Origin of the sequence: Marinospirillum perlucidum (assembly GCF_003336805.1) — a bacterium.
In the GTDB taxonomy this organism is placed as follows: Bacteria; Pseudomonadota; Gammaproteobacteria; order Pseudomonadales; family Halomonadaceae; genus Marinospirillum; species Marinospirillum perlucidum.
This window is the reverse complement of the sequence record NZ_QFWJ01000007.1, coordinates 117,780-130,568: the sequence shown is the minus strand read 5'-3', so window position 1 is coordinate 130,568 and position 12,789 is coordinate 117,780. Positions and strand designations below refer to the sequence as shown.

The 12,789-nt window shown below is 55.1% G+C and carries 9 protein-coding genes; 5 read left to right on the top strand and 4 right to left on the bottom strand.

Annotated features, from left to right (window positions below):
* Positions 1 to 6: 6 nt before the first annotated feature.
* Positions 7 to 231: a DUF2835 family protein gene (locus DFK18_RS10330; RefSeq protein ID WP_114418181.1), complete on the top strand. Its 225-nt coding sequence runs from the start codon at positions 7 to 9 to the stop codon at positions 229 to 231.
* 107 nt (positions 232 to 338) lie between these two features.
* A complete protein-coding gene (locus tag DFK18_RS10325; RefSeq protein WP_114418180.1) occupies positions 339 to 995 on the top strand; it encodes a response regulator in 657 nt (218 codons plus the stop codon).
* On the opposite strand, the gene DFK18_RS10320 is transcribed toward DFK18_RS10325, so the two are convergent.
* The 3 genes from DFK18_RS10320 to exaC are packed head-to-tail and all read right to left on the bottom strand — an operon-like array spanning position 972 to position 5,041.
* Positions 972 to 2,345 carry a hybrid sensor histidine kinase/response regulator gene (locus tag DFK18_RS10320; protein ID WP_114418179.1) on the bottom strand — a complete coding sequence of 458 codons (1,374 nt, stop codon included), beginning with the start codon at positions 2,343 to 2,345 and terminating at the stop codon, positions 972 to 974. The two genes, DFK18_RS10325 and DFK18_RS10320, sit on opposite strands and share 24 nt — an antisense overlap.
* Positions 2,332 to 3,477, bottom strand: coding sequence for a nitric oxide-sensing protein NosP (gene nosP / locus DFK18_RS10315; protein WP_114418178.1), 1,146 nt, complete (start codon positions 3,475 to 3,477; stop codon positions 2,332 to 2,334). The genes DFK18_RS10320 and nosP overlap by 14 nt, the downstream gene beginning before the upstream one ends.
* Positions 3,478 to 3,520: 43 nt before the next feature.
* A complete protein-coding gene (gene exaC / locus DFK18_RS10310) occupies positions 3,521 to 5,041 on the bottom strand; it encodes an acetaldehyde dehydrogenase ExaC (protein ID WP_114418177.1) in 1,521 nt (506 codons plus the stop codon).
* Positions 5,042 to 5,306: 265 nt separating this feature from the next.
* Between exaC and DFK18_RS10305 the strand changes: the two genes are divergently transcribed.
* A complete protein-coding gene (locus DFK18_RS10305; RefSeq protein WP_114418176.1) occupies positions 5,307 to 6,329 on the top strand; it encodes a quinone-dependent dihydroorotate dehydrogenase in 1,023 nt (340 codons plus the stop codon).
* Positions 6,330 to 6,396: 67 nt separating this feature from the next.
* On the opposite strand, the gene DFK18_RS10300 is transcribed toward DFK18_RS10305, so the two are convergent.
* On the bottom strand, positions 6,397 to 8,088 hold the full coding sequence (locus DFK18_RS10300) for a DEAD/DEAH box helicase (RefSeq protein ID WP_114418175.1): 1,692 nt from the start codon (positions 8,086 to 8,088) through the stop codon (positions 6,397 to 6,399).
* A 283-nt stretch (positions 8,089 to 8,371) separates the two neighbouring features.
* On the opposite strand from DFK18_RS10300, the gene DFK18_RS10295 reads away from it, so the two are divergent.
* Positions 8,372 to 11,230 (top strand): bifunctional diguanylate cyclase/phosphodiesterase, encoded by a 2,859-nt coding sequence (locus DFK18_RS10295; protein ID WP_162299761.1) that lies wholly within the window; start codon positions 8,372 to 8,374, stop codon positions 11,228 to 11,230.
* A gap of 71 nt (positions 11,231 to 11,301) precedes the next feature.
* The gene (locus tag DFK18_RS10290) at positions 11,302 to 12,639 is read left to right on the top strand and encodes a ferredoxin reductase family protein (RefSeq protein ID WP_114418173.1); all 1,338 of its coding nucleotides are present in this window, start codon (positions 11,302 to 11,304) and stop codon (positions 12,637 to 12,639) included.
* Positions 12,640 to 12,789: the final 150 nt, after the last annotated feature.

Below are 12,789 nucleotides of genomic sequence, written 5' to 3'. Positions count from 1 at the left end.
CCGACAATGCCCAGTGTATATGTGCGCCTGAATATGGGGGTGAGTGAGTGCCTGGAGTTTTATCAAAGCCAGGCGCTCAATGTTCGCACCCAATCCATTGACGGGCGCAGTGTCATCTTCCCTCGCCGTCTGCTGCGCAATCTGGTTGAAGGCAACGGCATCAAAGGCCTTTTTCGCATCACCTATGATGATCAGGGGCGTTTTGTGTCCCTGGAAAAGGTATCCAGCTAGAAAGCCTTGGATTGACATCACGAGGGCAGGTTGCAGTCAAGGGGTAGGTTGAGGTCAGTTTCACCTCTACGCAGTTGTTCATCAGCGGTTTCCCGGGAGAAAACAGGGTGTATAGTTTTTTAATTGCCGACGACCATCCGCTCTTTCGTGAAGCCTTGATGGAGGTGATCTCCAGCAGTTTTCCCGGTTCTTGCCTGCTGGAAACGGCTGATCTGGCCTCCACCCTGAACACAGCCCGACAGGAGGATCAGCTTGACCTGCTTCTTCTGGATTTGAAAATGCCGGGAATGCAGGGCTTTCAGGGGCTGGTGGAAATCAAACAACAACGCCCCGACCTGCCTGTGGTCATGGTGTCGGCGGAGGATAGCCGTACGGCCGTTCTTGAAGCCATGCAGGCCGGTGCCATGGGTTTTATCTCCAAAGCCTCGCCCAGAAGCGAGCTGGTCAGAGCGTTGCAACAACTCCTGGCCGGACAGGTCTATCTGCCACCCAGCATCAACCAGCACGTCTCCTCACCTACCAAGGCAAGCCCGCCAGAACCCTCGCCTGCCATTTTTGAACAGCTGACCCGTAAACAGAAAAAGGTGCTGGAACGCATGGCACTGGGGGAATCCAACAAGCAGATTGCCTGGCATCTGAATCTGGCCGAAACCACCGTCAAGGGGCATGTCACCGGCATTCTGGCCAAACTGGGCTTCAAGAACCGGGTGCAGCTGGCCCTGGCGGCACAAAAATACTTTTCATCCCAGCAGGTGGTGGAGTAGCTGACGCAGCCGCAATGGCCTTAAGGGCTTGTAGAGCAGATGATAGCCACGCTGTTTGGCTTCGGCCTTGAGCGCCTGACCGGGGTTGGCGGTGATAATAATCACCGGTAATTCCTCTGCCAGAGCTTCCTGTAAACGGGCAGCCACCTCCAGGCCGTTTTCCTGAGCATCCAGATGATAATCCACCAGCAAGAGTTCGGGCCGCTCTCCGGCCTCCAGGCGGTTAGCCAAGTGTTCAGCCCGGGTAGCGGTGGTCACCAGACAGCCCCAGGGCTGGAGTAGGCTCAACATGCCTTCACAGATGGCCGCATCATTATCCAGAACCCAAACAGCCTGCCCCTTCAGGGAAGGGCCCAATAACTGGCTGGCATCCGGCAGCCTATCCGGGGTTGACGCCACGACCAGCGGCAAGTGAATTCGAAAGACGGACCCCTGCCCCGGCCAGGAAGCCACACTGACGTGATGGCCCAGCATCCGCGCCATCTTGTCGACGATGGCCAGTCCCAATCCCAAGCCCTGATCACGTGCCTGACGGTCCTCCGCATCCACACGCTGGAACTCACCAAAAATTCTTTGTAACTGATCTGCCGGAATGCCCCGTCCGCTATCCCAGACTTCCAGTCGCAGGGTCAAACCCTGATAACGGCAACCCAGTAGCACCCTTCCACCGGCCGGGGTATATCTGAGTGCATTGGCGAGAAAATTACGCAGGATGCGCGCCAGCAGATGCCGGTCACTTTTAACCCAGGCCCGGCTGCTCACCCAGCGCAGATCCAGCCCTTCACTGGCAGCCACCTCGCGGTATTCAGCGCCCAGGTTATCCAGTAACTCGCCCAGGGCAAAGCGGGTGACTTCCGGTTCCACGGCACCGGCATCCAGCTTGGAGATATCAACCAGACTGCGTAACAGGGACTCCACATCCGCCAGGGAGCGACTGGCGGCGGTGACCAGTTTTTGTGGGTCGGCTTCCAGGTTTTTTTCTTCCAGGGCCGAGGTAAACAGGCGTGCTGCATTGAGAGGTTGCAGAAGATCATGGCTGACCGCAGCCAGAAACTTGGTCTTGGAAAGATTAGCCTCTTCCGCTTCACGCTTGGCTTCCAGCAGATGGGCCTCTACAGCCTTGCGCTCACGAATTTCCTGGTGCAGCTGCTGGTTGACTTCGGTCAGCTCCAGGGTTCTTTCCCGTACCTGTTCGGCCAGGGCTGCGGCCTGCTCAAAAGCCGTGTAGGGGGTGGCTGCCAGACTGCTGCCTGCTTCCACTCTTTCAATCAGGGCGGCATTCATCTTTTTCAGACGCCGGTTTTCCTCCGCCAGGGCTTCGATCCGGGCGGCCTGATCAGCTGGAGACATGGCCGCTTCCCAGAACCACGCCGGTGAACGTCTGGTTTACATGCAAACCGGCAAAGTGTTCGCCATAGGTATTGAAGCCAACAATCCGGTGCTGGCGAAAGAAAGCCCTGGCCTCCTCGGCCTGTTGCCCTGCCTGGAGTTCCAGACGACGCAAAAAGCAGTCACACCCCAGGGTCATCAAAGCCGGGCCGATACGCGTCTGGATATCCAGCAGCTGCTGCTGTAAATCCGGTAACAGCGGCTGGGGACGCATCACCGTGAGAACGCTGCCCTTGCCCACGGCACAGTAGAAAGTCAGGCTCAAATCCTGGTTGATCTGTTGGATGGAGCGCACATAGTAGTCCTGCCCTAGTTTGACGGCCAGAGGATTCAAGGCAAAATCCTCCGGGGTCAGCTCGTCCAGAGCTTTACCCGTCAGGCGGGCATAAACCTCGGCGGCCGGTTCGGCATTGAGTTCGTAAACCCGGCGTTGACTGGCATCGGCTTCGGTGACCACCAGCTTGCTATCCAGAGGTTGCAAGGGATGGGTGGAAAACACCTCAAAAGGCAGAGGCGTGGTGAAGAGCAACAAAACCGCAGCACGGGTATGAAAGGCACCCTGACAGAAGACATGGGTATTGGCCAGGCGCACGTCATCCCCGGCTGAACCGCCAAAATGCGGTATCGACCCCAAGACTGCGTTCAGCGTCACCAGTACCAGTTCTTCCTGACTGGACAGGCCATCAAACAGAGTCATGGCAAACTGCTGCCTGCCTTCGGGGAAGGCCGCACGACTGAGGGCCTGAAGCTGCTCGACTTCCTGCTGGGCTCTTGCCAGGGAAAAATCTTCCAGGGGTTGCAACAAGCTGGTCGCCAGAAAAAACTGCTGGCGTTTCCAGCCCAGGGCAGTGATCGAACCCTGTAGATAGCCCTCGCTTCCCAGCTCACCGGCAGTGGTGCAACCCACCAGCTCGATTTGCTGAAAATGGTGGTTCAAGGCTGCGGCCAGAGATTCCAGGTCGTATTCAACCGAACAAAAGAAAACCACCCAGCCTATATCCGGGTGGTTCAAATCTGCAGCCAGTTCTTCTGCTGCCTGCCAGGGGTCTCTGGCTGAAGAGCTGGCTGCCTGTAAGGGCGGGCTAGAGGTCATAAGCTACTCCCAATTTCCATCCCGCCCAGTTTAGCCCCAGGACTTAGAAAAAGCCCATAGGATTGATGTCGTAGCTAACCAGCAGGTTTTTGGTCTGCTGGTAATGCTCCAGCATCATCTTGTGGTTTTCACGACCGACACCGGACTTCTTGTAGCCCCCGAAGGCGGCATGGGCAGGATAATGGTGATAGCAGTTAGTCCACACACGACCGGCTTCGATGCCGCGACCCAGACGGTAGGCGCGGTTCATGTCACGCGTCCAGAGGCCGGCACCCAGACCGAATTCCGAGTCATTGGCAATAGCCAGGGCTTCTTCTTCGTCCTTGAAGGTGGTCACAGCCACCACCGGACCAAAGATTTCCTCCTGGAAAACCCGCATCTTGTTGTTGCCTTTCAGCAGGGTCGGCTGGATGTAATAACCAGTGCTGAAATCATCATCCAGTTTTTCCCGGTCGCCGCCCATCAGGACTTCCGCGCCCTCATCACGGCCAATATCAAAGTAGCCGAGAATCTTGTCGAACTGCTCCTGGGAGGCCTGGGCACCGACCATGACATCGGTATCCAGCGGATTGCCGCGCTTGATCTGGCGAGTACGCTCGATCACCCGAGCAATGAAGTCTTCGTAGATATCTTCCTGGATCAGCAGGCGCGAAGGACAGGTACAAACTTCACCCTGGTTAAAGAAGGCCAGCACCACCCCTTCCACACACTTGCTCAGGTAGCTGTCTTCATGATCCAGCACGTCCTTGAAGAAGATGTTGGGGGATTTGCCGCCCAGCTCCACAGTGGAAGGAATAATATTTTCCGCAGCGCATTTCATGATGTGAGCGCCGACAGGTGTGGAACCGGTGAAAGCGATCTTGGCAATGCGCGTGCTGGTGGCCAGGGCCTGGCCAGCTTCAGCACCCATGCCATTGACTACGTTGAGGACACCGGCAGGCAGCAGATCTTCAATCACTTCGATGAATTTCAGCAGCGACCAGGGGGTTTGCTCGGCAGGCTTCATTACGATGCAGTTACCCGTGGCCAATGCAGGAGCCAGCTTCCAGGCCGCCATCAGCAGCGGGAAGTTCCAGGGAATGATCTGACCGACAACACCCAGCGGCTCATGGAAATGATAGGCCACGGTATTGTTATCAATTTCCCCGATCGAGCCTTCCTGGGCGCGGATGGCACCGGCAAAATAGCGGAAATGATCCACAGCCAGAGGAACATCAGCATTCAGGGTTTCACGCACGGCCTTGCCATTATCCCAGGTTTCGGCAACGGCAATGGCTTCCAGATTCTGCTCCAGGCGATCGGCAATTTTCAGTAGCAGGTTGGAACGTTCGGTCACCGAGGTTTTTCCCCAGGCGGCTTTGGCCTGGTGAGCGGCATCCAGGGCCAGTTCAATGTCTTCCGCCGTGGAGCGGGGAATCTCACAGAAGGCCTTGCCGGTGACGGGTGAGATATTCTCGAAGTAGGCGCCCTTGACTGGGGCAACCCACTGGCCGCCAATAAAGTTTTCGTAACGGGGTTTGAAGGAGACGACTGCTTCGGGTTGACCGGGTTGTGCGTAGATCATTTTTTGTGCCTCTTGTTATTATCTTTAGCTTTGCTGTCTTGGCCCGATCCCAAAAAACCGGGCTAAAAACATCCTAGTCGCTCCTCTGGCAGCTGACTCTTGTGCTTTGGCACTGAAAAAACCAGGACTTAAGTCCTGGTTTTGTAGGCAAGATAATGATTTTTAAGCTTTTTAATTCCACCCCCGAGGAACCCCATCCTGCCCTGCCCGCTTGCCTCCTGTCACTGCTATAATGGCGGCAAATCATCTTTCTAGGGGTCTTTTCATGTATTCACTGGCACGCAAAGTCTTGTTTTCCTTATCCGGTGAGGCGGCTCACCAGCTGGCTCTGGAGGGCCTGGATGCAGCCTACCGCCTGCGCCTGACCCGCCCTTTTGTTGCCCCAGCGCTGGACGCCCCGGTAGAGGTAATGGGACTGACTTTCCCCAATGCCGTGGGGCTGGCTGCCGGTCTGGACAAGAATGCCGATCATATCAATAGCCTGGGTAGCCTGGGTTTCGGGTTTATTGAAGTGGGCACGGTGACGCCCCGTCCCCAGCCCGGCAATCCCAAGCCGCGCCTCTTCCGAATCCCGGAACAGGAAGCCATCATCAATCGCATGGGCTTTAACAACAAAGGGCTGGATCATCTGCTGCAGCAGGTTCGCAAACGCAGCTATGGTGGACTGCTGGGTATCAACCTGGGCAAGAATCTGACCACTCCGGTGGAGAAGGCCGTGGATGATTACCTGCTGGGTCTGGAAGGGGTTTATGCCGATGCCGACTATGTCACGGTGAATATCTCCTCCCCCAATACACCGGGCCTGCGCAGCCTTCAGTATGGCGAAGCCCTGAAGGACCTGCTGCAACCTCTGAAGGAAGCCCAGAAGCGCCTGGCGGATGAGCAGCAGCGTTATGTGCCGCTGGTGGTGAAGGTGGCTCCTGACATGGAGGATGCAGAAATGCAAAGCCTGGCGACGACCCTGCGCGAATTGCAACTGGATGGCGTTATTGCCACCAACACCACCCTGGATAAAACGGCGGTGGAAGGTCTGAAGCACGGTCAGGAAGAAGGTGGTCTTTCCGGGAAACCCCTGACGGAAAAAGCCAACCTGCTGACACGCAAGCTGAACGAGGCTCTGGAAGGTGAACTGCCGATTATCGGCGTGGGTGGTATTTTCAGCGGTGAGGATGCGGTTGAGCGTATCCAGGCCGGTGCCAGCCTGGTGCAGCTCTATTCCGGTTTTATCTACCGTGGACCCGGTTTGATTCACGAGTGTGCCGAAGCGGTAGCGGCGATTCGCTCCTGATTTTCAGCTAGCCACAAAAAAGCCCGGAGCAGTTAGCTCCGGGCTTTTTTTATTCAGCGCTTAGGGATCAGGCTGAACGGCGACGAATAGCCCGGTTGCCATCGTCATTGCCGGCCTTGCCTGAAAAACCTTCACGACTGGTCAGGTTCAGAGGTACGCCGCAAACGCGCACACGGGACAAAGCCTGGAAAACAGCCTTGGGCATGCCTTCGGGCAGATCCACGGTGCTGAAGTCCTGCTGAATATCGATACGGCCGATATTACGGCTGGAGATATTGGCTTCATTGGCAATCGCACCCACGATATTGGCGGGTTTAACGCCATGATTGCGGCCAATCGGCATGCGGTAACGCTTCATGCCTGCTTCAGGATCGCGTGAACGTCCACCACGGCGGCCTTTGGGCCCTTCATCACGACGCGTGCGTTCACGCATCGGACGGGGTTTGATGTCTTCTACCCACAGCGGTGTGTTGCCTTGAACCATCTTGGCCAGAGCCGCTGCTATCTGCAGGGGATCGGCATCGGTTTCGGCATGAATTTCACCCACCAGCTTCTGGAAGTCTTCCAGATTCTTGGCCTGCATGGCATGCACTACCTGCTCTTTGAAGCGATCACTACGCTTGGCATTGATCACCGCAGCCTTGGGCAGTTCCATGGGCTGGATTTTCTGGCCGGTGCTGCGCTCCAGATTGAACAGCAGACGCTTTTCACGCGGCGTGACAAAGAGGATGGCGGTACCACTACGACCGGCACGGCCGGTACGACCAATACGGTGAACATAGGATTCACTGTCATGGGGTGGATCATAGTTGATAACGTGGCTAATGCGTTCTACATCCAGACCACGGGCCGCGACATCGGTTGCCACCAGGATATCCAGCTGGCTGCGTTTGAGTTTTTCCACCGCCTGCTCACGCTGGGCCTGGGCCATATCGCCATGCAGGGCAGAAGCGCGGAAACCACGGCTATTGAGGAAATCAGCCAGGTCACCACAGCCTGCCTTGGTGCGGGTAAAGATAATCACACCATCAGCATCCTCGGCTTCAAGAATACGGCTCAGGGCTTCCTGCTTGGGCAGACCATTAGCCATCCAGACACGCTGGGTGATGGTGTCGGCAGTTCTTGCCTTGGCAGCAATGCGCACTTCCTTGGGTTCTTTCAGGTGACGCTTGGCAATACGACGGATGGCATCCGGCATGGTAGCCGAGAAGAGAACCACCTGACGCTCGGCTGGCGTCTGTTCCAGAATCCATTCCACGTCATCGATAAAGCCCATGCGCAGCATTTCATCGGCTTCATCCAGAACCAGGGTCTGGAGTTCGGACAGATCCAGGCTGCCGCGACGCATGTGGTCCATCACCCGGCCGGGTGTGCCCACAACAATTTGAGCGCCAGAACGCAGTGCGCGCATCTGGTCGCGATATTCGGCACCACCGTAGAGGTTGGCGACCTTGACGCCCTTGAGATGGGCACCGTATTTTTCGACAGATTCGGCCACCTGCATGGCCAGTTCACGGGTGGGAGCCAGAACCAGAACCTGAGGCAGTTTGCTCTTCAGTTCCAGGCGTGCCAGCAGAGGCAAGGCAAAAGCTGCTGTTTTTCCGGTACCTGTCTGGGCCTGACCCAGAAGATCATGACCTTCCAGCAGCAGAGGAATCGTCTGTGCCTGAATGGGGGAAGGTGTGGAGTATTCAATGGAAGACAGCAAAAAATCAGGAAGACCCAGTTCGTTAAAACCGGGCAGCGCGTCATTAGACATCAATTATACCTAAGTTACAGATAAACGCAGAGGCGGGCGCGGGCCCGATACACAATCAAGAAAGGGCAACGTCAGCCTGATGCAGGGAACACACCGGCAAGGGGTATGTTGGAAGTTGAACAGTTATTTTAGCATGCCCCCAGATTCCCGGCTAGCAGATTTATAAATTATCTTTACTCGGCCAAACAGGAGCCACTGGAATTCGCCTGCGGAAACCGTTAGTCTCGTGACAGAAATATTTTTTTACAGACCAGTATCTTTGAAGGTAAAAGGAAGAAACAGCTTGGCTAAACGGACGCTGCAGCTTTCCACTGGCATTCTGCTTCTGGCACTGACCTATTTACTGGCCGGCATCAGTGTCAGCGGCTCAGGTATCCACTCGCAAATACTTCCGTTCTGGATACCAGCGGGTATTGCTTTGGCTGCGGGTATCCAGCTGGGCTACCGCTATCTCCCCGGTGCAGGCTTGGGAAGTCTGCTTTTCAATCTTCTGCATCCGACCGGCTGGCAACTGGATGCCCTGACCCCCGAACTTTTTCTGACCGCATTTATTGTTGCTGTGGGGGTCACCCTTCAGGCTGGAGTTGGCACCTGGCTGGTGATCAATAAGGTTGGCAACCCCCTGGCTTTGAAAGGCGAAAACCAGGTTCTCAAATTTATCGTCGTCGTCGGCTTTGGTGTTTCCTTAATCAATGCCTGCCTGGGAGCTCCAGCAGTCTACTGGCTCTCACCCCAGGAAGGCAGCGCCGGTCTGCTAACGGACTGGCTAACCTGGTGGCTCGGGGATAGTTTCGGTGTTCTTCTGGTCACGCCCATGATTCTGGCCATCCTTACTCCACGCCACGAAAAAACCACGACCCGCCTCTATCGCCGGGTCATTCTTCTTTTTGCTGGCGCTCTTTTTTCCATTCTGACGGCTAATCACATTTATCTGCTTCAGGTCGACAAGCAATTACAGAGCAACTTTTCCCGTGATCTGGATATCTTTCATGCCAACCTGAATAGAATCTACCAGCAAAATCTTGCCGATCTGCGTAGTCTGGAAAGTCTGTTCATCCAGAACCGCGGTTTATCACCAGGCAATTTCCACCAGGTGACCCAGGAGATTTTTGCCCGTAATGCCTCTGTCCGGGCCTACTCTTGGGATCCGGTCATCGACCAGGAAAACCGCGAGCATTTCGAAACCCTGACGCGTGAATTGTTGGATTATCCAAGCTACGCCGTCTATGGCGAATCCCTGCAACCCGAAGATCCTTTGATTCCCGTGCAATTTGTCGAGCCCCTGGAAAGCAATCAGGCGGCACTGGGGTTCAACCTTCTCTCCCTGGAAGACCGACGCCGCTGGGTACTTCAAGCCAGAGAAACCGGTCGCGCCCTGGCCACCGAGATACTGAATCTAACCCAGGCACCCGATGAACCGGGATTACTGATTTTGCAGCCCGTCTTTCTCAATGCCGAATCGACCTCCTCCAGTGTATTAACCAGTCAGAAGCAGTTGGCCGGTTTTATGGTCGGGGTCTTTACGGTTAATCAAATGCTTGAAAGTGCTTTACGCCTGAGTGATTTGCACGGTGTCCAGGTCAAAATCTGGGAGTCCGGTAGTGAAGAGGCTTTTTATCAATCCAGTCAGCAGCGCCTGACCCCGCTCTATCAATCCGGATTCAGCTTTACTTTTGCCCAACAGGAATGGTATTTGGAGGTCACCGGCGGCCAAACCTACAAGGCCCTTAATCCGGGCGTCAATCTACTGCAATTCCAAAGTCTGCTGGTTCTGGTAAGTGCCCTGATTTCCACTGTCATTCTGGGGATGCATAACCGCGAAACCAGCCTGGCCTACCGGGTTCGCGAACAGACCCGCAATCTGGCCTTTCAGGCGGAACATGATCCCCTGACCGGCCTGCCCAATCGACTACGTCTGGAGCAGGAATTGGATCTTTCCTTTCACCAGGACCAATCACGTCTGGCTTTGATGTTTATCGGTCTGGATCGCTTCAAGATGATCAATGACAGTCTCGGCCATTTAACCGGCGACAGCCTGTTAATCGAGCTGGCTGCGCGCTGGATGCAGGAGTTTGCCAGTTCTGCCGAACTCTACCGCATGGGCGGCGATGAATTTATTCTGCTGCACCACTTGACCGAGCAGGAGAATAAAACCTCCAGCTTGGCTCTGGCCGAGCGTCTGCTTAAAATCACGGCAGAACCGATTCAGGCTGCGGGCATGCAATTGCAGATTACTGCCAGCGTCGGTATTGCGTTCAGTTCGGTCAATTCACGCGATGCCAACACCCTGATTCGCAATGCGGATACCGCTCTGCACCAGGCCAAGGCGACCGGTAAAAACCGCTACCAGGTCTATCAATCCAGCCAGACCGAACTGGCCCAGCAGTACTTTGAGCTGGAGCAGGATTTGCGTCAGGCGCTGAACACTCGACAACTGACCCTCTTTTACCAGCCCCAGCATCGTCTTGATGACCTGAGCCTTTGCGGTTTTGAAGCCCTGGTTCGCTGGCAACACCCCACCCAGGGCCTGATTCCACCGGATCAATTCATTGCCCTGGCCGAAGAGACCCAATTGATTGTTCCCCTGGGCTGGCAGGTAATTGACATGGCTTGCCAGCAGATCGCGCTCTGGCTGGAAGACGGAATCCAGGTGCCCTGTGTGGCGATTAATATTTCGCCGCAGCAACTTTTACAATCGGACTTTATCGATCAGCTCAATACCATTGTTGATGCCTATGATCTGAGCCGCAAATACCTGGAACTGGAAATCACCGAGACCCTTTTGCACCAGGACCCGGATTTTGCATTCAAGCAGCTGAAATCCCTGCGCCTGGCTGGCTATCGTCTGGCTTTGGATGATTTTGGTACCGGCTACTCTTCCTTTGATCGCCTCAAATATATGCCGCTGGATCGCTTGAAAATCGACCGCAGCTTTGTGCGCGATATTGATAAAAACCCCAAGGATGAAGCCATCATTCTGGCGATTATCGGTCTGGGCAAAAGTCTAGAAATCGAGGTGCTGGCCGAAGGTGTGGAAACCTTCAAGCAACAGAACTTCCTGATCCAGCATGGCTGTGACAGTGTTCAGGGCTATCTGCATGGTCGCCCCCAGCCCAGCTCAAAACTCTTCTTACAGGTCTGACATTGTTTTGATACAGGTCGGGATTAGGCTAACAAGACTTGTTAGTCCAAAAACCCACAAGGAGAAGACCTGTGAAGAAAATTCAATGGACGTTTATTGCTTTTCTGGTGACCCTGACCGGTCTGTGGCTCCTGGCTGATACATTTCTTCCCCAGCCCTTGACCTATTTTTCTTTCCGACACGTTTTCGTGCAGTATTCCGGCATCCTGGGGATGGGCATGATGTCCCTGGGCATGTTTCTGGCGATCCGGCCAGCCTGGGTGGAGAAACCCCTGGGCGGACTCGACAAGATGTACCGTCTGCATAAATGGCTGGGTATTGGTGGTCTGATTCTGGTTGTGGCCCACTGGTGGTGGGCCCTGGGCAGCAAATGGATGGTCGGTTGGGGCTGGCTGGAGCGACCTGAGCGCCGCCCGCCCAGGGAAGCCGATCCGGCGCCTCTGGTCGAATGGCTCAATAGTCAGCGCGGTCTGGCAGAATCACTGGGCGAAGTCGCCTTCTATACCTTGGCGGTTCTGCTACTGCTGGCCTTGATTCAGCTGTTTCCCTATCGCCTTTTTCGCAAGACCCACAAACTGCTAGCCGGGCTGTATCTGGTTTTTGTCTATCACAGCCTGATACTGACCCAGACCGACTATTGGCTGCAACCAATCGGCTGGGTGCTGGCTGCCTTGCTCCTGGTCGGTAGCTTCAGTGCTCTCTGGGTGCTCTTCGGTCGAGTCGGGCGCAAACGTCAATTTAAAGGTGAAATCATCGGGCTGCGTCTTTTTCAGGAAACGGCGGTACTGGAAGCCACAATCCGGATTCAGGATCAGTGGCCGGGCCACCAAGCCGGACAATTTGCTTTTGTTACCTCGAATACCAACGAAGGCGCCCACCCCTACACTCTAGCTTCAGCCTGGAATCCCGGGGAACCTGAGCTGACCTTTAGGGTCAAGGAAAGAGGTGACTGGACGCGTCAACTGCCAGCCTGGTTGCATGAAGGCATGCCGGTAACCGTGGAAGGCCCCTATGGCTGTTTTGATTTTGAAGATCGGGCATCCCGGCAAATCTGGATCGCTGCAGGTATCGGCATTACTCCTTTTCTTGCACGTCTGCAGCAACTGGCAAAACAGCCCAACCGACAACAGGCAGTGGATCTTTTTTATGTCACCCGTGACGAAGATCCAGAATCTCTGCGGGAATTAGTTACCAAGGCTGAAGCGGCCGGTGTTCAGTTACACCTGACGAGGACATCACAGGAAGATCGCCTAACACCGGAAAAAATCCGCCAGGCACAACCCGAATGGAAAGCAGCCAGTATCTGGTATTGTGGTCCGGCAGAGTTCAGCAAACAGCTGCGCAGAGATTTTATCCACCAGGGGTTGGCTGGTGATGCCTATCACCAGGAAATATTTACACTACGCTAAGGAAACCTCTATTAACTATTGCGCTTGTTTATCCTGCGTTGAAATTGGCCTCGAAATGCTCATTTACTACTTGTAAACTCCGCTTTCTCGTTCAATTTCGCCTTGTCTAAACTGCGCTCATTACGTTTATCAGAGGCTCCCTAAGGAAAA

Excerpts from the sequence above, each read along its gene's own strand:
- DFK18_RS10330 (WP_114418181.1), top strand. The coding sequence starts at position 7 with ATGCCCAGTGTATATGTGCGCCTGAATATGGGGGTGAGTGAGTGCCTG.
- DFK18_RS10320 (WP_114418179.1), bottom strand. The coding sequence starts at position 2,345 with ATGTCTCCAGCTGATCAGGCCGCCCGGATCGAAGCCCTGGCGGAGGAA.
- nosP (WP_114418178.1), bottom strand. The coding sequence starts at position 3,477 with ATGACCTCTAGCCCGCCCTTACAGGCAGCCAGCTCTTCAGCCAGAGAC.
- exaC (WP_114418177.1), bottom strand. The coding sequence starts at position 5,041 with ATGATCTACGCACAACCCGGTCAACCCGAAGCAGTCGTCTCCTTCAAA.
- DFK18_RS10305 (WP_114418176.1), top strand. The coding sequence starts at position 5,307 with ATGTATTCACTGGCACGCAAAGTCTTGTTTTCCTTATCCGGTGAGGCG.
- DFK18_RS10300 (WP_114418175.1), bottom strand. The coding sequence starts at position 8,088 with ATGTCTAATGACGCGCTGCCCGGTTTTAACGAACTGGGTCTTCCTGAT.